General features: G+C 70.8%; 21 protein-coding genes. 7 read left to right on the top strand and 14 right to left on the bottom strand.

The window, feature by feature from the left end; genetic code table 11:
* Positions 1-134 precede the first annotated feature (134 nt).
* Both FMQ63_RS02680 and FMQ63_RS02675 read left to right on the top strand, forming a co-directional pair.
* Positions 135-941 carry a S9 family peptidase gene (locus FMQ63_RS02680; protein ID WP_011551034.1) on the top strand — a complete coding sequence of 269 codons (807 nt, stop codon included), beginning with the start codon at positions 135-137 and terminating at the stop codon, positions 939-941.
* Between the two features lie 53 nt (positions 942-994).
* Positions 995-1885 carry a hypothetical protein gene (locus tag FMQ63_RS02675; protein WP_225909751.1) on the top strand — a complete coding sequence of 297 codons (891 nt, stop codon included), beginning with the start codon at positions 995-997 and terminating at the stop codon, positions 1883-1885.
* A 47-nt stretch (positions 1886-1932) separates the two neighbouring features.
* Here the strand turns inward: FMQ63_RS02675 and FMQ63_RS02670 are convergent, their stop codons facing one another.
* From FMQ63_RS02670 to FMQ63_RS02635, 8 genes are all read right to left on the bottom strand, one after another.
* Complete coding sequence (locus FMQ63_RS02670; RefSeq protein WP_011551036.1) at positions 1933-2670, bottom strand: SDR family oxidoreductase; 738 nt, start codon at positions 2668-2670, stop codon at positions 1933-1935.
* Positions 2648-4042 carry an NAD(P)/FAD-dependent oxidoreductase gene (locus tag FMQ63_RS02665; RefSeq protein ID WP_011551037.1) on the bottom strand — a complete coding sequence of 465 codons (1395 nt, stop codon included), beginning with the start codon at positions 4040-4042 and terminating at the stop codon, positions 2648-2650. The genes FMQ63_RS02670 and FMQ63_RS02665 overlap by 23 nt, the downstream gene beginning before the upstream one ends.
* Positions 4035-5315 carry a kynureninase gene (kynU, locus tag FMQ63_RS02660; RefSeq protein ID WP_011551038.1) on the bottom strand — a complete coding sequence of 427 codons (1281 nt, stop codon included), beginning with the start codon at positions 5313-5315 and terminating at the stop codon, positions 4035-4037. Before kynU ends, FMQ63_RS02665 begins: the two co-directional genes overlap by 8 nt.
* Entirely contained in the window at positions 5312-6328 is a 1017-nt protein-coding gene (locus FMQ63_RS02655; RefSeq protein ID WP_011551039.1) for an amidohydrolase family protein, read from the bottom strand. The genes kynU and FMQ63_RS02655 overlap by 4 nt, the downstream gene beginning before the upstream one ends.
* Positions 6325-6849 carry a 3-hydroxyanthranilate 3,4-dioxygenase gene (gene nbaC / locus FMQ63_RS02650; RefSeq protein ID WP_011551040.1) on the bottom strand — a complete coding sequence of 175 codons (525 nt, stop codon included), beginning with the start codon at positions 6847-6849 and terminating at the stop codon, positions 6325-6327. The genes FMQ63_RS02655 and nbaC overlap by 4 nt, the downstream gene beginning before the upstream one ends.
* On the bottom strand, positions 6850-7281 hold the full coding sequence (locus tag FMQ63_RS02645; RefSeq protein WP_011551041.1) for a RidA family protein: 432 nt from the start codon (positions 7279-7281) through the stop codon (positions 6850-6852).
* Between the two features lie 33 nt (positions 7282-7314).
* Entirely contained in the window at positions 7315-8757 is a 1443-nt protein-coding gene (locus FMQ63_RS02640; protein ID WP_011551042.1) for an aldehyde dehydrogenase, read from the bottom strand.
* 343 nt (positions 8758-9100) lie between these two features.
* A complete protein-coding gene (locus FMQ63_RS02635) occupies positions 9101-9358 on the bottom strand; it encodes a hypothetical protein (RefSeq protein WP_011551043.1) in 258 nt (85 codons plus the stop codon).
* A 179-nt stretch (positions 9359-9537) separates the two neighbouring features.
* Between FMQ63_RS02635 and FMQ63_RS02630 the strand changes: the two genes are divergently transcribed.
* Positions 9538-10320, top strand: a complete 783-nt coding sequence (locus tag FMQ63_RS02630; protein WP_011551044.1) for an SDR family oxidoreductase — start codon at positions 9538-9540, stop codon at positions 10318-10320.
* A gap of 24 nt (positions 10321-10344) precedes the next feature.
* On the opposite strand, the gene FMQ63_RS02625 is transcribed toward FMQ63_RS02630, so the two are convergent.
* A complete protein-coding gene (locus FMQ63_RS02625) occupies positions 10345-10953 on the bottom strand; it encodes an outer membrane beta-barrel protein (RefSeq protein WP_043611911.1) in 609 nt (202 codons plus the stop codon).
* 201 nt (positions 10954-11154) lie between these two features.
* Here FMQ63_RS02625 and FMQ63_RS02620 point away from each other — a divergent pair, with 201 nt between their 5' ends.
* A complete protein-coding gene (locus FMQ63_RS02620) occupies positions 11155-11940 on the top strand; it encodes a 2-keto-4-pentenoate hydratase (RefSeq protein ID WP_011551046.1) in 786 nt (261 codons plus the stop codon).
* Positions 11941-11949: 9 nt separating this feature from the next.
* Here FMQ63_RS02620 and FMQ63_RS02615 read toward each other — a convergent pair whose 3' ends face one another.
* Positions 11950-13464, bottom strand: coding sequence for an FAD/NAD(P)-binding protein (locus FMQ63_RS02615; RefSeq protein WP_225909752.1), 1515 nt, complete (start codon positions 13462-13464; stop codon positions 11950-11952).
* A gap of 145 nt (positions 13465-13609) precedes the next feature.
* On the opposite strand from FMQ63_RS02615, the gene FMQ63_RS02610 reads away from it, so the two are divergent.
* Positions 13610-14197 (top strand): cysteine dioxygenase family protein, encoded by a 588-nt coding sequence (locus tag FMQ63_RS02610; protein WP_011551048.1) that lies wholly within the window; start codon positions 13610-13612, stop codon positions 14195-14197.
* Here FMQ63_RS02610 and FMQ63_RS02605 read toward each other — a convergent pair.
* The 3 genes from FMQ63_RS02605 to FMQ63_RS02595 all read right to left on the bottom strand — a co-directional run bounded on the left by FMQ63_RS02605 (position 14127) and on the right by FMQ63_RS02595 (position 17981).
* Positions 14127-15128: a sensor histidine kinase gene (locus FMQ63_RS02605; RefSeq protein ID WP_020478152.1), complete on the bottom strand. Its 1002-nt coding sequence runs from the start codon at positions 15126-15128 to the stop codon at positions 14127-14129. The genes FMQ63_RS02610 and FMQ63_RS02605 overlap by 71 nt on opposite strands.
* 165 nt (positions 15129-15293) lie before the next feature.
* Positions 15294-15995 carry a hypothetical protein gene (locus FMQ63_RS02600; protein ID WP_228556353.1) on the bottom strand — a complete coding sequence of 234 codons (702 nt, stop codon included), beginning with the start codon at positions 15993-15995 and terminating at the stop codon, positions 15294-15296.
* Positions 15996-16571: 576 nt separating this feature from the next.
* Entirely contained in the window at positions 16572-17981 is a 1410-nt protein-coding gene (locus FMQ63_RS02595) for a serine/threonine-protein kinase (protein ID WP_020478153.1), read from the bottom strand.
* A gap of 283 nt (positions 17982-18264) precedes the next feature.
* Between FMQ63_RS02595 and FMQ63_RS02590 the strand changes: the two genes are divergently transcribed.
* Positions 18265-20526, top strand: a complete 2262-nt coding sequence (locus FMQ63_RS02590; RefSeq protein WP_225909753.1) for a PAS domain S-box protein — start codon at positions 18265-18267, stop codon at positions 20524-20526.
* The gene (locus tag FMQ63_RS02585) at positions 20523-22301 is read left to right on the top strand and encodes an OPT/YSL family transporter (protein WP_011551053.1); all 1779 of its coding nucleotides are present in this window, start codon (positions 20523-20525) and stop codon (positions 22299-22301) included. Before FMQ63_RS02590 ends, FMQ63_RS02585 begins: the two co-directional genes overlap by 4 nt.
* On the opposite strand, the gene FMQ63_RS02580 is transcribed toward FMQ63_RS02585, so the two are convergent.
* Positions 22294-26307: a protein kinase gene (locus FMQ63_RS02580; RefSeq protein WP_011551054.1), complete on the bottom strand. Its 4014-nt coding sequence runs from the start codon at positions 26305-26307 to the stop codon at positions 22294-22296. The two genes, FMQ63_RS02585 and FMQ63_RS02580, sit on opposite strands and share 8 nt — an antisense overlap.
* Between the last annotated feature and the right edge of the window lie 6 nt (positions 26308-26313).

The following is a 26313-nucleotide window of genomic DNA, read 5'->3' as shown; positions in this document are numbered from 1 at the left end:
GCACTGGGGCGGCCGGGGGCGGCCGGTCTGGATAGGCCCGTTGCGGGCGTCTGGGACGTGGGCCGCACGCCGTGGGGAGGGCTCCCCGGTCGGCGCCAGGCAGGCGGGCGGATGCCGCGGAGTAGGATGTCCGCATGAGTTCGATGTGGGTCCTGGAGACGCCCGCTCCCACCGCGGATGCGCGCATGGCGTATGGCAGGGAACCCCACCAGTTCGGGGACCTGCGAATGCCCGAAGGACCTGGGCCGCACCCGGTGGTGGTCGTCATCCATGGCGGCTTCTGGCGCGCGAAGTACGACCTGGAGCATGCCGGGCACCTGTGCGCGGACCTGACCCGGCGCGGCTTCGCGACGTGGAGTCTGGAGTACCGGCGCGTGGGGCACGACGGCGGTGGCTGGCCCGGCACGCTGGAGGACGTGGCGCGCGGCACTGACTTCCTGCGCACGCTCGCACAGGCCCATGCGCTGGACCTCTCACGCGTCGTGGCGCTCGGCCACTCGGCGGGAGGGCACCTGGCGGCGTGGCTGGGGGCCAGGCACCGGCTGCGGCCCGGCGATGCGCTCTACAGTGCGGCGCCGTTGCCCCTGCATGGCGTGGTGCCGCTCGCGGGCGTCGTGGACCTGCCGCGCGCGTTCGCGCACCGGCTGGGGGACGGCATCGTGGAGACCTTCCTGGGCGGCACGCCGTCCTCGGTGCCGGAGCGCTACCGCACCGCCTCGCCCGCGTCGCTCCAGCCGCTCGGGGTGGCCCAGGTGCTCGTCCACGGAACGGAGGACGACACCGTGCCCGTGTCGATGAGCGAGGACTTCTGTGCGCGCGGCCGTGAGCTGGGAGACGACGTCCGCTGCGTCACCTTGCCGGGAGCGGGGCACTTCGAGGTCATCGACCCGCGCTCGCGGGAGTGGCCCCACGTCGTGGCCGCGGTGCAGTCCTTGATGTGAGGCTTTGCATGGGCGCGGTTGGGTTTGCCTGAAATCCACGGTAAGTGTGGGGCGTGGGCATCGTCTATTTGCTGGTCTACATCCTTGGGAGCGCTTTGGTGACCATGGGCCTTTCCCGGGGCATCCAGGCCGTGTTCGAGGGCTCGCCGGTGGGCGCCGCGGTCCCAACGCTCCTCTATGGGGTCGGGGCCATCGGCCTCGCGGGGTTGTTGCATGTGCTGGCGATACGGCGGCAACTGAAGGAGGGAAAACCCAGTGTGATGCCGCAGATGAAGCGTCACCTCATCTGGGGGTGCGCCGCCATGTGGGCCGGGCCCCTGCTCGCGGGATGGGTTCAGTTCGAGCTCTTCCGTGACCCCATCGTGATGTTCAGCCAGTCGACGTTGGTGGGAGGCATCCTGATGACGTTCGGTGTGTGCTCCCAGCTCATGGTGCGCTGGCGGATGCCGTGGGTGGGGACGATGGTGACCGTGGCGCTCGTGGGCCTGCCGCTCGGGTGGCTGAGCAGCGACCTCCTCATCGCGCATTTCAATCATCACCTCACCACCGTGGTGGTGCCGCTTCGGAAGGAGGTGGGCGGGGAGCCTCGAAGCAGCGTGTACGAAAGGGACTTCCCGGACATGCCGCTCCTTCCGCGGGAGAGCTTTGATTCGCAGCTTGAGCTCCTGGCGGCGCTCTCCGAGGCCAAGGCGGTCAACTTCGACGAGGAAGTCGCGGCGGGCCGTATGCGGAAGCTCGACGACGGCAGCTACGTCAGAGTCGCGTCGGACGGGGAGGAGAGCGCCGTGGAGGTCGCGGACATGAAGAAGCTCATGGAGGACGTGCGCGAGACCGATGCGCGGCGTGTCGCCGAGGCGCATGCCGCGGAAATGGCGGCGTGGGAGGAGGATTATCGCCGGCGCAAGCAGGGCGGCCGGTTGTTCACTCGGGCCGCCGCGGACTGAGCCGGGCCAGACGAGGCGCCCGGCCAGGCCCGCGTCGTTGGACGCGCTCAGAAGCCTCGCTGCGCGCCGCCGTCCACCGCGATGGACTGCCCGGTGATGTAGGACGCCTGCTCGGAGGCGAGGAACGCCGTGAGCGCGGCCAGCTCCTCCGGGCGGCCCAGCCGCCGCGCGGGAATCTGCGGCGCCACCTTCTCGTCCGTCAGCCCGAGCTGCTGCATGCGCTCGGTGGCGTGGTAGCCCGGCAGCACCGCGTTCAGCGTGACGCCGTGCTGCGCCACCTCGTTGCTCACCGTCTTCACCAACCCGAGCAGGCCCGCGCGCAGGCCGTTGGAGATGGTCAGGTTGTTCATCGCCTCGCGCGCCGCCAGCGACGTCACCAGGACGATGCGGCCCCACTGGCGCTCCTTCATCCCCGGGAGCACCGCCTGGATGCCATCCACCGCGGCCATCCACAGGCTCTGGAAGCCGAGCTGCCACTGCTCTGCCGTCAGGGATTCGAAGCCACCTGACGGTGGCCCGCCCGTGTTCACCACGAGGACATCAACGCCGCCCAGCTTCGCGGTGACAGTCTCCACCAGCGCCTTCGCGGCTTGGGGCTGCGTCAAATCGCACGGCACCGCGAGCGCCGCGCCCAGCGCCTTCGCCGCGCGCTCCAGCTTCTCGCCACCGCGCGAGCAGATGGCCACCGTGGCGCCTTCCTTCACCAACGCCTCCGCGATGGCGTAACCCAGCCCCGCGGACGCGCCCATCACCAGCGCGCGTCTACCCTTCAGTCCGAAATCCATCAGCGTGCTCCTTCATGAATGGTGTCAGCCGGCTCCGGATGAGCTCCGCCGCGCGCTTCAGGTCCACGTCTTCCGCCCGAGGCAGGCCCTCGCTCAGCTCGGAGACGATGCCGTCCGTCAGCGCACCCATCTGATAGGCCAGCCGGTAAGGCACGTGGCTGAAGCTCACCAGGGAGTAGCGGCTGACGAACTCGCCCGGGAAGGCGTTGAGCAGCACCTTCTCCACGGCCTTCCGAAACAGGAAGCGCGGGTCGCCAGTGCTGTCGCGCATCTCGACGAAGTTCTCCACCGCCATGTCGGCGATGGCGTCCGCGTTCGTCTTGCGCAGGCGTTCGAAGTCCGTGAAGACCTGCTCCCAGCCGGCGCCCTGTCCCAGCAGTTGGTCCAGGACGACGCAGTCCTCGAAGCCGCAGTTCATCCCCTGGCCGAAGAAGGGGACGATGGCGTGCGCGGCGTCGCCCAGCAGCAGCGTCTGCCCACCCGCGTGCCAGGGCGCGCCCTTCACCGTCACCATGCTGCCCGTGGGACGCGAGAAGAACGCCTCCACCAGGTCCGGGATGAGCGCCTTCGCATCTGGGAACTGCGCGCCGAAGAACGCCTCCAGCTTCGCGGGCGTGTCCAGGGACGCGAAGCTCACCGGCCCCTGCCAGGGCAGGAACAGCGTGCAGGTGAAGCTGCCTTCCTCGTCGGGCAGCGCGATCAACATGAACGTGCCGCGAGGCCAGATGTGGAGCGCGTGCTTCTCCATCTGGAACGCGCCGCCGGGGCCCGCCGGAATCGTCAATTCCTTGTACCCGTGGCCGAGCTGCTCCTGCGTCCCCTTGAAGTCCGGCCGCTTCTCCAAGGCCTGGCGGATGGCGGAGGCGGAGCCGTCCGTGCCGAACACCACGCGGCCGGGCTCCTGGCGCGCCTCTCCGGTGGCGTCGTCGTGCACCGTGAGCGCGCCCGAGCCGAAGTCCACATCCGTCACCCGCTGCTTGAAGCGGATGCGCACCTTCCCGGTGGCCTCCGCCGCCGTCATGAGGAAGGCGTTCAGCCACCCGCGCGACATCGCGTTGATGTGCTGCGAGTCGTCCTTGCCGTAGGGCTGGTAGACGAGCTCGCCTTGCGGCGGGTGAATCATCCGCCCGCGCATGGGGATGGCGTGCTTCAGCGCCTCGTTTTCCAGGCCCACCTGCCGGAGCGCATGCAGCCCGCGCGTGGAGATGGCCAGGTTGATGGAGCGGCCCCCGTCGACTGTTTCGCGCCGCATGTCCGGGCGTCGCTCCAGCAGCTCCACGGTGTGGCCCCGGCGCGCCAGGTAGATGGAGAGCAGCGAGCCCACCAGCCCCGCGCCCACCACGGTGACGGTGTCCTTGCGCGCCTCACTCACGGGCGTGGCCCTCCAGCGTCTTCACGAAGCGGTACACGTCCGTGAAGGAGTTGTAGAGCGGCGCGGGCGCGGCGCGGATGATGTCCGGCTTGCGGAAGTCGCAGATGATGCCCGCGTCTCCCAGGCGCTTCAGCAGGCCCTGGGGCTCGCCGCGGAAGCGCAGGGAGAGCTGGGCCCCGCGCTGCTTCACGTCCCGGGGCGTGGTGATGCGCACGAATCCCTCGGGCAGCCGGTCCAGCAGGAACTCCAGGTAGCCGGTGAGCCGCTCGCTCTTGGCGCGCAGCGCCGCCATGCCAGCCTGGTCGAACAGCTCCAGGGACGCGCGCAGCGCCGCGAGCTGGAAGATGGGCGGGTTGGACAGCTGCCACCCCTCCGCGCCCGGCAGCGCGCTGAAGGTGGGCCCCATCTGGAAGCGCGTCTGCTTGTCGTGGCCCCACCAGCCCTCGAAGCGGGGGAGGTCCTTCGTGTGCGCGTGCCGCTCATGGACGAACACGCCGCCCAGCGCGCCCGGGCCGGCGTTGAGGTACTTGTACGAGCACCACACCGCGAAGTCCGGTCCGTCGTCGTGCAGCGACAACCTCAGGTTGCCCGCGCCGTGCGCCAGGTCGAAGCCGACGAAGCAGCCCTTGGCGTGCGCGGCCTTCGTAATCGCGGCCAGGTCGAACGCCTGCCCGGTGAGGTAGTTCACGCTGCCCAGCATCACCAGCGCCACCTCGTGGCCGTGACGCTCAATGGTTTCGAGGATGTCCTCGGTGCGCAGCGTCTCCTCGCCCTCGCGCGGCTTCAGCTCCAGCACGGCCTCGCGCGCGTCGTAGCCGTGGAAGCGCACCTGGGAGGCGACGGCGTACTGGTCCGACGGGAAGGCGCCGGCCTCCACCAGGATTTTGAAGCGCTGCTTCGTGGGCCGGTAGAACGACACCATCATCAGGTGCAGGTTCACCGACAGGGTGTTCATCACCACCACTTCCAACGGCTTGGCGCCCACCAGCCGCGCGGCATGCTCGGTGACGAGCTCGTGGTAGTGCAGCCACGGGTGGCGGCCGTGGTGGTGTCCCTCCACGCCCAGCCGCGCCCAGTCCTCCAGCTCCTCCTGGATGTAGCGCGCGGCGTTGCGCGGCTGGAGGCCCAGCGAGTTGCCCGCCAGGTACACCACCGGCTTGCCGTCCGGGCCGGGCGGGAAGTGGAACGCGTCGCGGTAGCCGCGCAGCGCGTCTTCCGCGTCCAACTTCCGCGCGAAGGACTCGGAGTCCTCGAAGAGGTACGGCGTCGTCATGGTGCGAAGTCCTCGGGGGCGCGTCCCAGCCAATCGAAGGCGTTGCGCCAGAGCAGCCGCTCCCGCGCGGCGGGTTCCAGCTCGGTCAGGGACTCGATGAGCGTGCCCGGGCGGTCCTCGCCCAGGGGGAAGGGGTAGTCACTGCCGAGCGCCACCTTGTCCTGCCCGAAGAGCCGGACGATGTAGCGCAGCGCCTCCGGGTCGTGGACCAGCGAGTCCACCCAGAAGCGGCCCAGGTAGTCCCGGGGCGGCACCTTGTTGTCCACGGCCACCAGGTCAGGCCGGGCCTCGAAGCCGTGCTGAATCCGGCCGAGCGTGTGTGGGAACGCGCCGCCGCCGTGCGCGAAGGCGAAGCGCAGCTTGGGCAGCCGCTCCAGCACGCCGCCGAAGATGACGGAGCAGATGGCCAGCGACACCTCGGCCGGCATGCCCACCAGCCACGGCAGCCAGTACTTCTGCATCTTCGCCTCGCCCATCATGTCCCACGGGTGGACGAAGACGGACGCGCCCAGCTCGCTGGCGGCCTCGAAGAAGGGGAACAGCGCCGGGTCGGACAGGTTCCAGTCGTTGACGTGCGAGCCAATCTGCACGCCCGCCAGCCCCAACTCCTTCACGCAGCGCTCCAGCTCGCGCACCGCCAGCTCCGGGGACTGGAGCGGCACCGTGCCCAGGCCCACGAAGCGCTTGGGGTGCGCGTGCACCACGGAGGCGAGGTGGTCATTGAGGAAGCGCGCCAGGTCCGCGCCGTGCTCGGGCTTCGTCCAGTAGCCGAACATGACGGGAATCGTGGACAGCACCTGGACGTGGACGCCGGCCGCGTCGCACTCCTCGATGCGCTTCACCGGGTCCCAGCAGTTGCTTTCGATTTCGCGGAAGAACTTGCCGTCATCCCGGAGCATGCGCGCGCGGCAGGGCGCATGGTGGTCCAGGGTGATGAAGCCGCCGTAGCCGTAGCGCTCGGCGAAGCGCGGCAGGTGGGCGGGGAGGAGGTGCGTGTGGATGTCGACTTTCAACGGGCGGGACCTCCCTTGACCACCTTCGTCCCGCACTTCTTGCAGGTGCAGTTGTCGGGGTTGCCGTAGAAGTGCTCGAAGATGGGCGGAAGCTGCGTCACCAGGTTGGTGACATGCACGAACTCTTCGTAGAGCTTCTCGCCGCACTGCGGGCACAGCCACATGAAGCCATCCAGCTCCTTCGGCTGGCGGCGGCGCTCCAGCACCAGGCCCACTGTGCCCGCGGGACGCTGGGGCGAGTGGGGCACGTTGGGCGGCAGCAGGAATATCTCCCCTTCGTGGATGGGGATGTCCTGCACCTGGCCCTCGTCGATGACCCGCAGGTTCATCGTGCCCTCGAGCTGGTAGAAGAACTCCTCGCCCTCGTTGATGTGGAAGTCCGTGCGCGCATTGGGCCCGCCGACGACGGTGACCATGAACTCCCGGTCCTCCCACACCTGCTGGTTGCCCACGGGGGGCTTGAGCAGGTGGCGGTGCTCATCAATCCACTTCTTGAAGTTGATGGGGGTCAGGCGGCCCATTCATTCACCTCCGATGGTGGCGATGCACTTGAGCTCGATGGCAATCGGCGTGGGCAGCCGGTTGATTTCGAGCGTGGTGCGGCACGGCGGGTTGTCCTTGAAGTACTCCGCCCACAGCCGGTTGAAGGTGGGAAAGTCCTTCTTCATGTCGGTGAGGTACACCGTCACGTCCACCAGCTTGTCCCAGGACGCGCCCGCGTCCTCCAGGATGTAGCGGACGTTGCGGAACACCGAGTGGCACTGCGCCTCGATGTCGTACGAGACGATGTTGCCCTCCGCGTCCAGCTCCACACCGGGAATCTTCTTCGTGCCGCGCTCGCGCGGGCCCACGCCGGACAGGAACAGGAGGTTGCCCACGCGCCGGGCGTGAGGGTACAGGCCCACCGGTTCGGGGGCCTTCTGCGAATCGACTCGTGCGCTGTCACTGCTCACGGTGTGCTCTCCTCACGTGGGGGGGTAGGGGGCTCACAGCTTGATGCAGACGTTCTTCGGCTCGGTGAAGAAGCGCAGCGCGTCCCAGCCGCCCTCGCGTCCCACACCGGAGTCCTTCACGCCGCCGAAGGGCGTGCGCAAATCGCGCAGCATCCACGTGTTCACCCAGACGATGCCGCTGTGCAGCCGCGAGGCGAAGCGGTGCGCGCGCTTCACGTCCTGGGTCCACACGCTGGCGGCCAGGCCGTACCGGGTGGAGTTGGCCCACGCGAGCACCTCGTCCTCCGAGTCGAAGGGCATGATGCTGGCCACCGGGCCGAAGATTTCTTCCTGGTTGGTGCGGCACCCCGCGTCCAGGCCCTCGATGAGGGTGGGCTCCACGAACCAGCCGTTGCGGCAGCGTCCGGGCACGTTGGCGCGCTGTCCGCCGGTGAGGATGCGGCCACCCTCCTGCTTCGCCAGGCTCACGTAGCCCAGCACCTTGTCGAAGTGCTGCTGCGACACCAGCGCGCCCTGGTCCGTGCCCGCCTCCAGCGGGTCTCCCACCTTGAGCGCGCGCGTGCGGGTGACCAGCGCCTCCTTGAAGCGCTCGTAGAGGGGCCGCTGGACGAAGATGCGCGGGCCGCAGAGACAGATTTGCCCCTGGTTGGCGAAGGACGAGCGCAGCGTGGTGGCCAGCGCCTCATCGAAGTCGCAGTCCGCGAAGATGACGTTGGGATTCTTTCCGCCCATCTCCAGCGACAGCTTCTTGAAGGCGGGCGCGGCCACGCGGGCAATCTCCGCGCCGGTGCGGGTGCTGCCGGTGAAGGAGATGGCGCTGATGTCCGGGTGCTCGCTCATCGCGGCGCCCACCTTGGGGCCCAGGCCGTGCACCAGGTTGAGCACGCCCGGTGGCAGGCCCACGTCGCGGCAGACCTGGGCCAGCAGGTACGCCGTCATCGGCGTCACCTCGGACGGCTTGGCCACCACGCAGTTCCCCATGGCGAGCGCCGGGGCAATCTTCCACGTCAGCAGGTACAGCGGCAGGTTCCACGGGGAGATGCAGCCCACCACGCCCAGCGGCGCGCGCAGGGTGTAGTTGAGGGCCACGTCGTCCGTCTGGTGCGCCTCGCTGGAGAACTGCGTCACCGCGTCCGCGAAGAACTCGAAGTTGAGGATGCTGCGCGGGATGTCCACCGTGGAGGCGACCGACAGCGGCTTGCCGGTGTCGATGGACTCCGCGCGGGCGAAGGCGTCCAGGCGGCTCCGGATGCCGTCCGCGATACGGCGCAGCATGCGTGAGCGCTCGGTGGCCGGGGTGGCGGCCCAGGCGGGGAAGGCCCGCGCGGCGGCCTCCACCGCGTGCTGGACGTCGGACGCGTCGGAGTCCGGCACGTGGGCATACGTCTCGGCCGTCGCGGGCTCGGGCTTGTCCAGCCACCCGCCTCCGCGTGCGGGCAGCAGCTCACCACCGATGTAGTTGAGAACCTTCTCCATGGCCGAGCCCTCCGGTAGCGCCTGCCCATGGCCCGGCGACGGTGAACCCCGCCAGCCCTGTGGGAGGGCGCGCAATGTACGCCGCCCCTCCGTACCTCACCAGCGCCACGCGCGCCCGCAGTCCACTGTCATGGAATCGGGGTCGCCCGCCTGGACGGCTCGAGGAATGCCGCACTGCGCGAACGCGCGCGGGGTCGCGAGCTGCGCCATGCGGTGCAGCCGCTGTCAGTGCGCGGGGTGGGGCACGCGCAGTCCGCCCGGGGGGGGCCGGGTCCTCACGGCCCGCGCGGCCCAACGCCCAGCAGCAGTCCCGCGAGCACGAGCGGGCCGCGATTCCGGGCACTCATCGGGAGCGCTCCCGCCCCTGTTTCCGTGCGCGCTGCTTCACCGGCACGGGGGGAGGAATTTCTCGCGCGACGAAGAACCGCGCGCCCAGGACGATCACAAGGATGAGGAAGGGCAGGGCGGTGAGGGACAACCGGCCCCAGAAGTGCTCATCGAGGATGGTGGCCACCACGTCGGGGCGGCAGGTGGGGCATGCGGAGGCCGCGGTGGCCATCAGCAGCCCGGTGGTGAAGCCCGTGAGAATGCCCCGCTTCATAGATCGCCCCTCCCTGGGTGGACGGGAAGCTCACCACCCCGCCGGGGCGCGGCAAGCGGGTGGGCGTTCCCTGAAGCCACGAGGCCGCCCGTCAGTCCCACCTGCCGGGGTGGATGAATGTTGGCGGGACCGCCACGCTCGAGCCGCTCGGCTATAACGCGACACCTGGAGGAAACATCATGTCGCGGAAAGTGGCGCTCATCACCGGGGCTTCGGCGGGTTTGGGAGAGCAGTTCGCACACCTGTTCGCGAAGGACGGACACGACGTCATCCTGGTCGCGCGCAGCGCGACTCGGCTGGAGGCGCTGGCGGCGAAGCTGGAGCAGGCCCATGGCGTGAAGGCACACGTCTTCCCAGCGGACCTGGGCCGGCCGGAGTCTCCCGAGCAGCTCTTCGAGGCCGTGCGCGCGAAGGGGCTGGCGGTGGAGTTCCTGGTGAACAACGCGGGCTTCGGTTCGTGCGGTCCCTTCCTGGCGCAGGACCTGGCGCGGGAGGCGGAGATGGTGGAGGTCAACTGCACCGCCCTCCTGAAGCTGTCGCACCTGTTCGCGCGGCCCATGCAGGAGCGGGGCAGCGGGCGCATCCTCAACGTCGCCTCCACCGCGGCCTTTCAGCCCGGCCCCTTCATGGCCACGTACTTCGCGACTAAGGCCTTCGTGGTGTCCCTGTCGGAGGCGCTGGCGCACGAACTGAAGGGCACGGGCGTGACGGTGACGTGCCACTGTCCGGGTGCCACGCACACGGAGTTCACCCAGCGCGCGGGCAACGGCCAGACGCGGCTGTTCCAGCAGCCGGGCGTGGCCAAGGCGGAGGACGTGGCCGCCCATGCCTACGCGATGATGATGCGCGGCCGGGTGCTCTCCATCCACGGACTGCTCAACTGGGTGGGGACCCTGGGCGTGCGCTTCAGCCCGCGCGTGGCGGTGCGCGCGCTCGCGGCCAGCCTCAACCAGCAGGGCTGAGGCTGGCCTCCGCGGCGGCGCCGCTCAGTTGTACGTCGCGGAGAAGACGAGCGACACGTTGGTGACGTTCCAGCTATCGCTGTTCGACTCGTTCCGGATGCGGCCCAGGGCCAGCTCGGCACCGATGCCGAGGCCCCAGTTCTTGCTCACCCACCACTCCTTGCCCACGCCCAGGTGCAGTCCGCCGCCGATGTCCGACTCGGCCACCTTCTCACCGTCGTCGGTGACGCTGAGCTGCGTGTACGTGAGCGCACCGGACAGATACACGTTCGCGGGCATGATGTAATAGGTGACGCCCAAGCCCACGGCGCCGAAGTTCTCGCTCAAGTTCTCGTTCTGCCCTTCGACGGTGAGGTCCCCCACCTGGAGGCTCGGGTTGGGGGCGGACGCACCGTAGAACTTCGCGTAGAGGATGAAGTTGTTGACGAGCGCGAAGCCGAGCTCCGCGTTGATGTTGGCGCCGCCGCCCTTCACCACGAGATCGGGCGAGACGTCAGTCGCCTTGGCTCGGAGATAGCCACCGCCCACCTGCAGGCGCAGGTAGAAGCCGTCGTGGGCGTGCTCGTCGTATTCCTGGGCGCTCGCGGTGGTGGCGGTGAAAAGCAGGGCCGCGATGATGCTGGGGTATCGCATGAAAACAGCTCCTTCGGAGAATCCCACCCGGCCGGGGGCTCTGCGCTATGTAGCACGGCGAGCTGAAAGGCCAGCGTCCGCTTCAGGCCGGGCCGCGTTCGCGAGACTTGCGCGTCCGCGTTCGGGTGCCGGAAGCTCCGCGCCACCATCCGGGTGGTGCGCCATCCTGGCGTGGCCGGAACGACCAAGAGAGGGACGGGGATGACCGCGACCGTGGACCACGAGGCACTGGCACATTTCCTGGACTCGGCCAGGCTGGAGCGTCGCGAGGTGGCGCCCCTCACCCGCGAGCAACCCGCGTTGAGCGTGCCGGATGCCTACGCCATCCAGGAGGCCGGAATCCGGCTGCGCCTGTCCCACGGCGAGCGCGTGGTGGGCTTGAAGATGGGCCTCACCTCCGAGGCCAAGCGCAAGCAGATGAACCTGGACTCGCCCGTGTATGGCGTACTCACGGACCGGATGCAGGTGCCCGCTGGCGGCGTGATTCAACTGTCACAGGGCGTCCACCCCAAAATCGAGCCGGAGATTGCCTTCCGCACCGCGCGTGAGCTTCGCGGCACGGTGACGCGCGACGAGGTGCTGGACGCCTGCGAGTCCGTGTTCGCGGCGATGGAAATCCTCGACTCGCGCTACCGCGACTTCAAGTACTTCTCCCTGCCGGACGTGGTGGCGGACAACGCGTCGTCCTCGCTGTTCGTGCTGGGCACCGCCGAGCATCCTCCGCGCGCGATGGACCTCACGCGGCTGGAGATGACCCTGTCGGTGAATGGCGAGCCCGTTCAATCCGCCCGCGCGGATGCCATCTCTGGCGACCCTGTCGTCTCCGTCATCCAGTTGTGTGAGCTGTTGGCCCAGCGCGGCCAGGTGTTGCCGGCGGGGAGCATCGTGCTCGCGGGCGCCGCCACCGCGGCGCACATGCTGCGCCCGGGGGACCGGGTGCAACTCACGGTGGAAGGACTGGGCATCGTGGCGGTGTCCGCCGAGTAACGCCGGGCGCTACCCGTCGAGCGGAGCGCCCGCCGCTTCCATTACGGGTCGAGGCGCGCGCGTGGATGACAGGCGCTGGAGCAGGTGCCACGCCAGCTCCCGCGCCTGGCCTCGAATCTCGGGGACGGCCGTCGTCTCCCACAACTCGCCCCGGCGCGGCGGGCCCAGGGTGTAGAGGCGTCCAGAGGCACGTCCACCCGCGCCCAGCAGCGCGCCGTCAGCGTCCGTGGCCAGTCCCATGCCCAGGACGTCCGGGCGCACCAGCCCGGCCTCCACCAGCCCACCCAGCACCGGATGGCCGCGCGTCATGGCGCCCTCTGGCCCCGTGCAGTTGATGACGTGCTGGACGTGCAGCGTCTCCTCCTCGCCCTGGCCCCGAGGGCGTACGCGGACTTCCACGCCGGACGCCTCCAGCGCGAAGCTCCGGACGCGCGCCGCATGGAGCGTCAGCCGGCCCTCGCGCCGCAGCCGCTCCACCGTCTCGCCGATGCAGGGCGCCATCCGGTGCCGGTGCACGTCCCAGTACGAGCGCAGGTGCCGGAGGAAGCGCTGTCGCTCGCCCACCGGCAACCGCTGCCACAGCGGTATCGTCACGGGCCGCAGCGCGTCCACCACCGTCCGCCAGTCCGCGCCCGCCTCCGCCGCGCGCCGCACCTCCCGGCGCAAGAGGTGGAGGATGGGGCGGATGCGCACGGGAACGGAGTGCGTGCCCGTCACGCTCATGTCGCCGCGCTCGCGCCGCACCTCCTGGCGCAGGGCCCGCAGCGCCTCCCGGATGCCGGGCGAGGCATACGTCGTGGCGCCTGCCCGGGGTATCTCCTGGTGCACGTGGGGCAACAGGCCGTGCCGGGACAGCGCATGGATGTGCCCCCGGTGTCCCATCTCCATCAGCGACAATACGGTGTCCACCATGGTGAGCCCCGTGCCGATGAGCAGCACGTCGTCGGTGGCGGACACGCCCCGGAGCGCGTCTTGAGCCCAAGGGGAGCGGTGATACCGGCGGCTGGCGTATAGCCCGCCGTCGGGCACGCGCAGGTTGGAGGGCAGCGCGTTGCCCAGGGCCAGCACCACGGTCCGGGCCTCCAACTGTCCCCCGCTGGCCAGCGCGACGCGCACCGCGCCGTCGTCCGTCTCCTCGACCGAGGCGACGTCGCTGGTCACCACTTCCAGATGCACGCCCTGCGCGGCGTGGGCGCGCGCCTCGCGCAGCACCGACTCCAGGTAGCGGCCATAGCGCTGGCGGGAGACGAACGCGCCGGGCGCCGTGTCCGGCAACTCACGGCGCACCCAGCGCAGGAAGTGCTCCGGGTCGTCCGCGAGGGCCCCCATCCGCGCCGCTGGCACGTTCAGCAGGTGACATGGGCTCGTCGTCGAATACGCCAGTCCCAGGCCCGCCCGCCCGCTCCGCTCCACCAAGGCCACGTGGAGCGGCGCACGCGCGCTCCTCAGGAGCTGCACGGCCAGCAGCGTGCCGCTGGCGCCTCCCCCCACGATGGCCACATCCCACCACCCTAGTGCTCGCACGCACCCATCGTAGGTCCTGACATGCTCGCTGGCATCCTCTGGTGGCGGCCGGGTGTCCAAGCGCCGGGCCCGGATGTCCGGCCCCCCTCCCTGGGCAGGGGCTTGTTCCGTGCTCACACTCCGTCGCACACGCGGGGGAAACACCATGCGCGAGCCCATCATCGACCAGCGGGAGCACGGCGCGGTGGCCCAGGCGCTGCTCGGCTGGCCATTGCCGGAACAGACAGAAGACATCGTCTCCATGGCATGGCTGGTGGAGCGGCTGCGCTCCAGCAGGGTCGACTGGGGACTGCTGGACAAACTGGTGCGCTTCGAGCCCTCGGGCTACACGCGGCAGACGATTGCCCGGACGACAGCGTGCGAGCTGCTGCTCGTCTCCTGGCTCCCCGGGCAGGCGTCCCGCGTCCATGACCATGGCGGCTCCGGAGGGGCCTCCTGGCTGGTGCGGGGCATGCTGCGAGAGACGCGCTTCGCGTGGGCGGGGGACCGGCTGGTGCCCGAGGTCATCGTGGGCGCGAACGAGGGCGACCTCCTGGTGGAGTTTCCGGACACCATCCACCGCATCGACAATGCGTCCCGCCACGGGGCGGTGTCCCTGCACCTCTACGCGCCGCCGATGCAGGGGATGACGCCGTACGACGCGAGCCTGGCGCCGGAGTCGCTCAGGCCACCGCGTCCGCTTGCTGCGAAGCGCGAGGCGCCTGGGCGAAGGCGCCGGCCACGGGCAACGTGACGCGGAAGATGCTGCCCCGCACCGGGGCGCTCTCCACCGTCAGGGTGCCGCCCAGCGACGTCACGATGCCATGGCATACCGCCAGCCCCAGGCCCGTGCCCACGCCCAGGGGCTTGGTGGTGAAGAAGGGGTCGAAGATGCGCTCGCGATGCTCCGGGGAAATGCCGCAGCCGGTGTCGCGCACCTCCACCGCCACCCGTCCGGCCTTCGACTCGCAGGCGACGATGTGGACCTCGTTCTTCTCCACCTCGCCGGGGACGATGGACTGCGCCGCGTTGAGCAGCAGGTTGAGGAACACCTGACCCAGCCGCGCGCCATTGCCCTGGACCGGCGGCAGGCCCTCACACTCCACCACCAGCCGCGCGCGGTGCCGCAGCTCGTGCATGGCCATCTTCGCCGCCGTGCGCACCACCGAGCCCAGGTCCGACGGGCCCGTGCCCACGTCCTCCGCGCGTGACAGCGTCTGCAGGTCCCGGACGATGAGGCGGATGCGCTCTGCTCCGTCGCGCGTCTCCGCCAGCGCCTCCAGCACCTCCTGCCGGTCCTGCTCGGACAGGTGCTCCTTCTGCTGCAGCTCCTGGTGGATGTACTCCAGGTTGCTGAGGATGAAGGCCAGCGGGTTGTTGATTTCGTGTCCCACGCCCGCGGCGATGCGGCCCAGCGCAATCAGTCGATCCGCGAACAGCAGCTGCGCCTGGGTGGCGCGCAGCTGCTCCAGGCTGCGGGACAGCTTGACGTTGGCCGCCTCCAGCGCCGCGGTCCGTTCGCGGACCGTCTCCTCCAGCAGCGCCGCCTCCCGTGTGGAGGACCGCGGCGCGCGAAGCCGCACGCCATTCACGGTGGGGCCCTGGAGCGTGTCGAAGGCGCGCCGCAGTGTTCCGCGCCGCTGTGCCACCGCCGACATCAGCATCACCCTCGCTCGCAGCGTCATCACGTCCGGCTCCAGCGGTGTGGTGTCTGTTCGTGGAAAATCCCCGAGTCGTGACAGACCCGCGTAGTCAACACTGTCATGGCGGTCAGGGGCAAGGGACGGAAGGAGGGTGACAGCGTGCGCCGCAGGACGGAGGCAGTGTGTTCCATCCGAGCACCCGCTGCATCAGTAGGGGCACGTGCCGCAGTCCGCCTGGCAGCTTCCCGCCTCGACGCCGTCGCCGCAACGTTCCGTGAGCTGACAGACGCCGTCTCCACAGCGGTGGATGTCGCGTGGCTGCAGACGCGTCGTGAGCGGCTGGAAGGTCCGTCCGTTATACGTGCAGGTTTCGTAATAGGGCGGCTCGCCGTAGGGGGGTGGGTTCTTCCTGTCCGCGTCCCGGTCGAAGGGGAGGGCCGCCGTGGCGGCGCGTTGGCAGAGCGACTCGCAGGTGCCCGCGTGGATGATGGGCAGGCAGTCCGAGTGGGCGGGGTTCGAGGGCAGGCCGCAGGCGCGCACGGTGCTTTCGTCCTCGCGCAGGTAGCCGCGGTCCGTGGCCGCGAAGACGCCGGTGCCGTCGAAGAGGTTGCCGAAGAAGCACGCCTCCCGCTCGCTGAACGTCGACAGCTCCTGCTCCGTGTACGGCAGGGCACCGCCCCGCGCGTTGCGGCCCAGCACGGAGATGGCGACGGGAAGCCCGAACTTGTTCGCATGGGCCGCCAGGCAGGCTGAGACGATTTCTTCTTCCTGGGCTGTCGCCGGTGCGCCCGTGGCCCAGTTGAGTGCGAGGCCCAGGCCTCCCTCCCAGGTGTACTTCACCCCCGTCACCGGGTTGGTGTACTTGCGCTGCTGATTCTCCTTCACCGCGCACCGGATGATGTAGCGCATGAGTTCATCGGCGCGTGCGGGGTCCTGGTTGAACCAGTGGGAGAATCCAATCGTGGAGAGCCCATTGGTTGATAAACCATTGGTGGACAGTCCGTTGGTCGAAAGGCCATTGGTTGACAAGCCATTGGTCGACAATCCGTTGCCTGATTCGGCCGACCCGTGGGCTTCGCACAGCGTCCACGTATCACCCGCAAGCTCCGCTGGACCACATGCCCCGCCTCCGAATCCCAGCGCCAGGCCCAGCAGCCCTCCGGCGATGCGCGGCCGGCGCAGGTGTTTCAGGCAGTGATTGATTCGGAATCCAGACAGAAACGCTGGCATGAGACGCATGGCTTTCCCCCGTTTCGGGGAGCGAGCAATGCCTGCTCCCCGGATGCCATCAGTTCCAGCTCACGCGAACTAAAACACTGTCGCTGATGGGTGAAGCCAGTGTGACGGTGTTCAAGCCGTGAGAAAATATGGCCCGGCGGGAATATTCGGGTGGGGGTCTGCCCGGAGACACCTGGTTTGTGTCATGGGCGACGACGTCACGCTCACCTGCTCGCAAGCTGATAACAGATACGTGTTTTCCGTCAGCTAGTCGCTCCCGTCGAACTCCAGGGCGAGCGACGCTGCTGGCGTGAGTGCGAAGCCATCCGCGGTGCGCAGGCGCCATGTGCCTACGTCGGTGACGGGGCCTCCCACGACTTCCGACTCCGAGGAGTCGCCGCGCGTCTCCGCCTGGCCCAGGTGGACGCAGAGGTGGACGCGGGCGTTCACCGGGTCCGCCAGCTTCTGCGCCATGTCCTGGAGCACCCGCAGCGTACGCTCCGCCTCGCGCAGGTACTCGGTGCGCTCGGCGCTGGGGGCGCCGTGGTCCAGCGGGTGTACGGCCAGCAGGGAGGTGCCGGACTGGAGCGCCAGCAGGAAGCCGCCGCCGCGCAGGCCCTGCTCGAGCCCATCCAGCACGTCCGCGAGCACCGCGTACACGGCGTCGTCATCCTGGGCGGAGGCGGCGAGGACGACCTCGGCGTGGACGGCCAGCGCCAGCCGCGTGCGGCGCGTGGGCTGGACGGGCTCCTCGGCCGCTTCGCTGAGCGCGGCGAGGAAGGCCGTCACGCTGCCGAAGCGGCGGCTGCCGTCCTTCTCCAGGCAGCGCAGCACCACCGCGTCCACCGCCGGGGACACCGCGGCGATGGCGCTGGGCCGGGGCGCGGGCGCCTCCAGGTGCAGCCGCTCCAGCTCCATCCGGTCCTCGCACTGGAAGGGATAGCGGCCGGTGATGAGTTGATGCAGCAGCACGCCCAGCGCGTAGATGTCCGTGTGCGGGCCAATGGGGCCGCCGCGGAACTGCTCGGGCGCCATGGCGTGCGCGGTGCCCAGCCGCTGGCCGGCGATGGTGAGCCCTTCCTGCGAAGGCTCGGCGTGCAGCAGCTTGGCGATGCCGAAGTCCAGCAGCTTCACCCGGGGGCGCTCACCTTCCTCCACGACGAGGATGTTGCTGGCCTTCAAGTCGCGGTGGACGACGCCCGCACGGTGCGCGGCCTCCAGCGCGCCGCAGACGGGCTCCAGGTACGCGAGCGCGCGCGTCGACGACAGCCGCCCGCGCTCCTGCACCACCTGACTGAGGGTGCGGCCGGTGAGCAGCTCCATGACGTAGTAGGGGCTGCCGTCCGGCATCAGCCCGAAGTCATACACGTCCACGATGTTGGGGTGGCGAATCTGGTTCACCACGCGCGCCTCGCGCACGAAGCGCTTGAGCATCTCCCCCTGGTCCGCCAGGTGCGGGTGGAGGACCTTCACCGCGGCCCGCCGGCCCAGGATGCGGTGCTCCGCCTCGTACACGCTGCCGTGCCCGCCCGAGGCGAGCAGCGCCTTGAGGACGTACTCCCCGGCCAGCGTGCCCGGGCCTCGTTGCGCACGGGAAGGTTCGCTCTGTGCCCGCTCGGATGCATGCAGGTCCGCTCGGGCCTGGATGCGAAAGGTGCTCTCGGAGTCCGCCGCCATGGGGTGCCTCATCCTTACACCTTTCCCCCAGGAGTCTGCTCAGACGCCGGGCTGAATTCCCGCCGCGCCGCGGCATCGGCGTGTGGGCGTTGGCCACCCATCGGGGAGGACGTGGGCGTGTCCGCGGGGTGTTCGCTGGCGGAAGGTCTGCTGCCCTGGAGTCGGGGGGGATTGGACGGAGGGGCCCTGGCACTGATGGGATTCAGGGGGCGTGAAACTTCGCACGGAGAGAGCGGGGATGGCGGGAGCGCGGGGCTTCGGGCGAGCGTCGGGGGGCTGCTACATGACGACGTTGGATGAACTCACGACGTGCGCGGGCCTTGCCTTGGCGCCACCGTCCTCCACGGGAGCCTGCCTCATCCTCATCAGCACCACCACGCCGGCAGCCATCGGCAAGGCCTACCGCCTGGACCAGGGCGAGCACATCATCGGCCGCGGTTCCGACGTCACCGTGCGCATCGACGACCACGGGGTGTCACGCAAGCACGCGCGCGTCGTTCGTGCGGGCGACGGTGCCTGCCACGTCACCGACCTGGACTCCACCAACGGAACGCTGCTCAACGGCGTGCCCGTCAGCACCGCCGAGTTGATGGAAGGGGACCGGCTGCAGATCGGCACCGTCACCGTGTTCCGCTTCTCCAAGCGCGAAGTCCTGGAGCAGCGGGAGGAGCAGCTTCGCCAGGCGCTGACCGCCGCGCGCGTGGGCATCTGGGACTGGAACGCGCAGAGCGGCCGGGTGACGTGGAGCGAGCAGGTGGACCGGCTGCTGGGGCTTCCCGTGGGCAAGTTGTCCGGCCGCGCCATGGAGCTGTCGGAGGTGGTGCACCCAGCGGACCTGCCGCGCGTGAGCGAGGTGCTGGGCGCCGCGCTGGAGAAGAAGACGCAGGTGGACGTGGAGTACCGCATCGAGCCGCAGGGGAGCGGCTGGCGGTGGATTTCCTGCAAGGGTGACGTGCTGTGTGACGCCTCGGGCGCGCCAGCGCGGGTGACGGGCACGGTGATGGACATCACCGCGCGCAAGCTGGCCGAACAGGAGCTGCACCGCCAATCGCTCATCTTCGAGAGCATCTACGACGGCGTGGTGATTACCGACCTGGGTGGCGGCATCATCGACTGGAACTCCAGCGCCGAGCGCATGTTCGGGCGACAGAAGTCGGAAGCGCTGGGGCAGACGCTCTTCAGCGTGCTGCACCCGGATGAGCCCGACCGGCTCACCGGCCTGGTTCTCACCGCGCTGGACAAGCAGGGGCGCTGGTCCGGAGAGCTGGAGTTCAAGCGCCACGACGGCACCACCTGTTGGTGCGAGTCCGTCGTCGTGCCGCTGCGCGACAGCGAGGGGCGCGCCATCGCCAACATCATGGTCCACCGCGACACGACGGAGCGGAAGCAGCTCCAGGCGCACCTGGTGGTGGCGGACCGGCTGGCGTCGGTGGGCACGCTGGGCGCGGGCGTGGCGCACGAAATCAACAACCCGCTGGCCTACATGCTCGTCAACCTGCATCTCATCCGCGAAGGGCTGGAGCGACTGGAGAGCCAGGCGCCCGCGGCGCCCGTGGCGTCGTTGCAGCAGTTGGTGCGTGAGACAGCGGAAGGCGCGGAGCGCATCGCCACCATCGTCCGCGACCTGAAGGTCTTCGCGCGCGGTGAGCAGGAGACGCGGCTGATGCCGGTGGACGTGCGCCGGGCGGTGGAGCTGGCGTGCAAGATGGCGGACAACGTCATCCGCCACCGGGCGCGGCTGGTGACGGAGTTCGAGCCGGTGGCGCCGGTGGAGGCCAGCGAGTCGCGGCTGTGCCAGGTGTTCCTCAACCTGCTGCTCAACGCGGCGCAGGCGATTCCGGAGGAGGGCACGCCGGGCGTGGAGCACGAGATTCGCGTGGTCATCCGCGCCGGAGAGAAGGACCGGGTGGTGGTGGAGGTCCGCGACACGGGCATGGGCATGGGCCAGGAGGTGCTGGGCCGCATCTTCGACCCGTTCTTCACCACCAAGCCGGTGGGCGTGGGCACGGGGCTGGGGCTGTCCATCTGCCACGGCATCATCGAATCCATGGGCGGCTCCATCCAGGCGGAGAGCGAGCCGGGCCGGGGCAGCACCTTCCGCGTGGTGCTGTGCGCCGCCACGCGTGAGCTGGAGGTGTTACCGCGCCTGTCCGCCACCATGCAGGCCAACGTGCGCGCGCGCATCCTGGTGGTGGATGACGAGCCCAACGTGACGCTGGCGCTCCAGCGCTCGCTGGCCGCGGACCACGAGGTGTCCACCGCGAACAGCGCCCAGGCCGCGCTGCGGCTGGTGAGCGACGGCGGCCGTTTCGACCTCATCCTCTGTGATGTGATGATGCCCGGGATGACGGGCATGGACCTGTACCACGAGCTGGGCCGCTGCGCCCCGGAGCAAGCTGGACGCATGGTGTTCATGACGGGCGGCGCCTTCACGCCGCGCACGGTGTCCTTCCTGCGTGACGTGCCCAACGCCAAGATTGCCAAGCCGCTGGACCTGATGCAGTTGCGCGAGCTCGTGGGCCGCTCCGCCGAGGCGGGGCGATGAGCCACCCGGTGAGTGGCCTCTCTGGAACGGACCCCTCGGAGGTCGCGCCCGCGCCCTCCCTGGCCCTGGTGACGGAGCGCCCCGCGCCGCTGGAGTTGACGACACGCGCGCTGGGCATGGGTCTGCTCATTGGTGGGCTGCTGGCCATCACCAATGTGTACATGGGGTTGAAGACGGGCTGGTGGGAGAGCGGCTCCGTCACCGCCGCGGTGCTGGGCTTCAGCGCCCTGGCCTCGGTGTCCCGCAGGCGTGGCGCGCCCTATACGCCGTTGGAGAACAACCTCACGCAGACGGCGGCGGCGGCCGTGGGGGCCATGCCGGCGGCGGCGGGCCTCTTGGGCGCGTTGCCAGCGCTGGCGCTGCTGGGCACCTCCGTCCCGGGCTGGGGTGTGGCGGTGTGGAGCGTGGCGCTGGGGGTGTTGGGCGTGCTCGCCGCGCACCTGTTGCGGCGGCGGCTGGTAGCCCAGGAGGCCCTGCCGTTTCCCACCGGCATCGCCACCGCGGAGCTGATTACCGCGATGCACGCGTCCACGGGCGACACGGTCCGCGCGGGCCGTGGACGGCTGCTGGCGGGCGCGGGCGTGGCGGCGGTGGCGGTGACCGCCGCGCGGGATGCGTTCAAATGGCTGCCTGGGATGACGGCGCTGCCCGGCACGCTGGCGGGCCTTCCCGCCGCGTCGCTGACGTGGGGCGTGGGGTGGAGCCCCATGCTGCTGGCCATTGGCATGATGACGGGGCCGCGCCTGGGCCTGAGCATGCTGGCGGGCGCGGCGGTGGCGTGGGGCCTGCTGGCGCCGGGGCTCGCGGGCATGGGTGCGCTGGCGGACACGCGCTACGAGACGCTCTCCGCCTGGCTCACGTGGCCGGGCGTGGGGCTGATGGTGGGCTCGGCCCTGGCGGCGCTGTTGGCGCAGGCGCGCGACTTCCTGAGCGCGGCGCGTGACGTGAGCAGCCTGGGGCGGGGCGCGGCGGTGCCGTCCTGGGCGCTGGGCGCGGGCCTGGCGGCGTGCGTGCTGGCGGTGGTGGTGGGCTCGGCGCTGTTCGGCCTCGGCGTGCCGTACATGCTGCTGGCGCTGGTACTGGTGCTGCCCCTGTGCGCGGTGTGCGCGCGCGGCGCGGGACAGGTGGACGTGTCCCCTGTGACGCAGATGGGGCAGGTGACGCAGGTCATCTTCGGCGCGCTGCTGCCGGGGGCCATGGCGCCCAACGTCGCCGCGGGCGCCGTGGTGTCAGGCGCGGCCGCGCAGACGGGCGTCAGCATGTGGTCGCTCAAGGCGGGGCACCTGCTGGGGGCCTCCGCGCGCCACCAGCTCGCCGCGCAGCTCGTGGGCGTGCTGGCGGGCTCGGTGGTGGGCGTGCCGGTGTACCTGCTGCTGTCCAGGACGTACGGCCTGGGCTCGGAGGCGCTGCCCGCGCCCTTCGCCCATCAGTTCCGCGCGGTGGCGGAGGTGGCGGTGCGAGGGCTGGACGGGCTGCCGCCTCACGCGGCCCTGGCGGCCTGCGTGGCCGTGGGCGTGGGCGCGCTGCTCACCTGGGTGTCCCGTGGCCGGGCGGCGCGGTGGCTGCCGCTGCCGGTGGCGCTGGGCATCGGCTTCATCCTGCCGGCCTACTACGCGGTGACGCTGTGCCTGGGCGCGCTGGGACTGGCGGCGGCGCGTTGGCGCTGGCCCCAGGCGGCGGACCGGAACACGTCCACGCTGGCGGCGGGCGCCATCGCGGGCGAGTCGCTGGCGGGCGTGCTCATCGCCGCGTTGATGGCCTTCGGCCTCACGTAGTCGACGAAGACTCGTGCACCTTCTCCAGGGAGCGGCGGATGCGGCCCTCCATGAGGTTGGGCACGTGCCGCGCGCGCTCCAGAGCCTCGCGCAGCACGCGCGCGGCTTCTTCCCGGTCGCCCCGGCGCAGCGCCGCCAGCCCCATCATCTCCAGGACCTCCAGCGGCTCCTGCTCCACGGACACCTGCGCGGAGCGCTCGCGCAGGGACCACCACGCCTCGGGGGCGGCGTCGCGGGTGGCCAGCTCCACCATGGAGAAGAGTACCTCCTCCGACGGGCTCAGCTCCACGCCCGGCGGGCCTTCCGCCATCACGTGCCGCACCTGGGCTAGCACCTCGCGGGCACGGGTGTGCCGGCCCATCCAGGCCAGGGCCCGCGCCTGGAGCAGCAGGGCCCACGGGCGTGACGCCACCTCTGGGTGCCGTCGCTCCAACGCGATGGCGCGAGCGATGTGGGGCGCCGCGGCGTCGGCGTCGCCGGCCTGGTAGTGCAGCTCACCGAGGTTGTGCTCGGCGAAGTACTCCCATCCCACCATGCCCAGCTCGCGTCCCAGGTGCATGAAGCGCTCCTGGTCCTTCAGCGCCCGCGACAGCTCCTTGCGCGCCACCCACAAGTTGCGCCGGTTGTTGATGGCGCTGCCCAGGTGGAAGTGGTCACCGCGCTCGGTGCAGGCGGTGATGACTTCGGTGAGCACGTGCTCCGTCTCGTCGATGTCGCCCAGGTTGGGAAGGATGACGGCCAGCAGCAGCTGCGCCACCACCTGCGTCTCATAGCCCGCGTCGCCCAGGCGGCGCGCGCGCTCGGCGGCGGCCTCCAGGGGCATGCGCGCCTCCTGCCACTCACCCTTGCGGAACTGGGCGCGTCCCAGCGCCAGCAGCAGCCGCGCCTGTACGTAGGGCGAGGCCACGGTGGCCGCCAGGTGCTGGGCCTCCAGCGCGCGGGCCTCGCTGCGCGTGTAGTCGTTCACCCAGTCCAGCGCCATGGCCTCGTCCAGCAACAGCTCCACCTCCGTGCGCGTGTGGCCCAGCCGGCGGGCGCGCTCGCGGGCCGCGGCGAAGTCCGCCAGCGAGTCGTCATACCGGCCAATGCGGATGCGCATCAGGCCCCGGCCGCGCAGCGCGGTGAGGCAGCGCAGCTCGTCGGTGGGCTCCAGCAGCTCCAGCGCCCGTGTGTACATGGCCTCGGCGTCGAGGAACGCGTGGCGGCCCCGGGCGGACTCGGCCAGGTCGATGGAGAGCGCGGCGGCCTCGTCGCGGCGCCCGGCGGCGGCCGCGTGCAGGGCCAGGCGAGGCAGGCGCTGGCGCTCACCGGCGCCGGCCGCGCTGAGGAAGTAGCGGTAGGCGGCGTGGTGGACGTGCTCGCGCTCGGCGGCGGGCAGGGTGGAGGCCACCGCCTCGCGCAGCAGCTCGTTGCGGAAGCTCAACCCATCGTGGCGGTGGGACACCAGCAGGCCGGAGTCCAGGAGCCGCTTGGTGGCGTGGCCCGCGTCCAGGGGGAAGCCGCCCGCGGCGCCTTCGCGCTCCAGCTCGCGCACCACGCCTTCGGCCGTGGCCGCGGTGAAGTCCGTGCCCAGCATCGCGCACAGGCGCGCGTGCGCGGCCAGCGATGGCGGCAGCGCGCCCAGCTCGCGGTCCGCCAGCCACTCCACCAGCCGCAGCTCGGGCACCTTCTCCAGCCCGTCTGTGACGAGGTACCAGCTCCCTCCCGGCGCGCGCTGGCGCACCAGGCCCTGGCGCTTGAGGCCGCGCACCAGCTCCACCAGGTAGAGGGGGACGTATTGCGCGCGCTCGACGATGCGCTCCACCGCTTGCGCGGGCACGTTCTCCACCGGCTTGAGCAGCAGGCGGCACAGCGACTGCGCCTGGTCGGCCGCCAGCACCGGCAGGGCCAACGTGGCCTGCTTCGCGGCGCGAGTGCCCCAGGTGGGACGGCTCTTCTCGAAGCCCGGGCGCGCCAGCACGCACACCCACAGCGGGACACTGGCCTCGGCGAGGCAGGCGTACTCCAGCGCGTCCAGCGCCGTCTCCTCCGCGAAGTGCCCGTCGTCCAGGACGAGGCACAGCGGACGCTCGCGGGCATTGGCGGCCAGCAGCTCACCGGCGGCGCGCATGGCCAGCGAGCGAAGCGCACCGGGCGCGGCGGCCCAGCTCTGGAGCTCCGGACCCCCGGGCGTGTACCAACCCAGCGTGGCGGCCACGCCGGGCCACAGCTCGGTGCCCAGCGTGGGGCCCAGGCGCTGGAGGATGGCGGCGCGTGTCTGCTGCTCGGTGTCCGTGTCGTCGCGCTCGAAGGCGTTGAGTGCGCACCGCAGCAGCGTGCGCAGGGTGCCGTCGGGGTCGCCCTGCACCGGCTCCCGGGAGCGCGAGCTGTACACCCGCGCGTGGGGCAGCAGCAGGCGGAGGCGGCGGGCGAGGGTGGCGGCCAGGTGGCTCTTGCCCAGGCCTCGCTCGCTCAAGACGGTGACGATGGTGGGCGTGGCGCCGCCCACCGCGGAGCGTGCGCTCTCCAGCAGCTCGGCCAGCTCCGCCTCGCGGCCCACCAGCACCTCGCTGCCGAGCTGGAGGACGGTGATGTCCGGACGAGGCGCGACGCCCGGCGGCGCGGGGCGCAACAGGCCCCGCAGCTCCGGCACCTCCATGCAGGGCACCTCGGGCACGGCCTCGGCGGCGGCGGGAGACAGCAGGAGGCCATGGGCCTCGGGCCCGCTGGGATAGCGGTCCTCGCGGGACAGGATGGCGCCCAGGTAGCGCGGCGCGCCGGTGGGGCGGCGCTGCACGGTGACGGCGGACACGTCCACGAGGCCGTTGGGTGAAAGGCCCCGCTCCGCCAGTCCTTCCGCGGCGCGCATGGCGCGGCGCACCGGGTTCTCTCCCGCGTCCGGGTCGAAGACGGCGGCGATGCGCTGGGCGTCGGAGAAGGCCAGGTGGCCGCCATAGGAGGCCAGGGCCTTCTGGAGCGACACGGGGTTGGCGCGCGAGGTGAGGAACAGGATGGCGACGGAGCGGCGCACCTGCGCGGGGCGCGGTTCGCCCGGCGCCGCGGGCCGAGGCGTCGCGGGCTCGGTTGCGCGGTGGGCGTGCTCGAAGGCCTCGCGCAGCGCGCTGCCCAGCGCGGCGGCGTTCTCCGGACGGCGGGCGGGCTCCTTCGCCAGACAGCGCAGCACCACCTCCTCCACCGCGGGCGGCACGGGCGCGAAGTCGGACGGGGGCGGTGGGCGCAGCGACAGGTGGGCCTGGAGCACGTCCGGGGTGGGGCCGAAGAAGGGCGGCCGTCCGGTGAGCATCTCGTAGAGGAGGACGCCCAGCGCGTACACGTCCGTGCGCGTGGAGATGTCCGCGTTGCCCGCACATTGCTCGGGGGCCATGTACTCCGCGGTGCCGGCGAAGCCAGACGCGTCACTGGGCGTGGAGGCATCGCTGGGCTGCGAGGCGCTCTCCGTGGTGGCGCCCCGCACCAGGCCGAAGTCGAAGACGCGCACGCGGCCCGTCGTTTCGTCGACGAAGAGGTGCTCCGGCTTGAGGTCGCAGTGGGCGAGCCCGTGTGCGTGGACCTGGGCCACCGTGTCCACCACGGCCAGCGCGCGAGGCGCCAGCTCTTCGGCGGGCAGCGGTCCCGCGGCGCGAGCCAGCCGGTCCGCCAGGGTGGGCAGCGGCACGTACTCCATGGCCAGGAAGCGCGCGCCACCCGTCAGGGCGCCCGCCTCGTAGAGCGCGGGCACCGTGGGCGGCCCGAGCACGCGCAGGGCCTCCGACTCACGGGCGAGTTGGGCGCGGCCCAACCAGTTGCTCCCACGGGCCACCTTGATGGCCACGCGCAGGCCGTCCGCTTCGCGCTGGGCGCCCAGCAGCACGCCGAAGCCTCCTCGCGCGAAGACGCCGTCCACCTGGTAGCCCGGAACAGCGGGCACAGGGGACGGCGAGGGCGTGTCTCCCTGCGGAGGCGGTCCTGGCGGGCACGGCGCATGAGAGCCTTCCCAGCGCCGTCCGCATGTCTGGCATCGCGGCACGGAGGG

The sequence above is a fragment of the Myxococcus sp. CA005 genome (assembly GCF_006518205.1).
GTDB classification, from domain to species: domain Bacteria; phylum Myxococcota; class Myxococcia; order Myxococcales; family Myxococcaceae; genus Myxococcus; species Myxococcus xanthus.
This window is presented reverse-complemented; position numbering and strand designations above follow the sequence as displayed.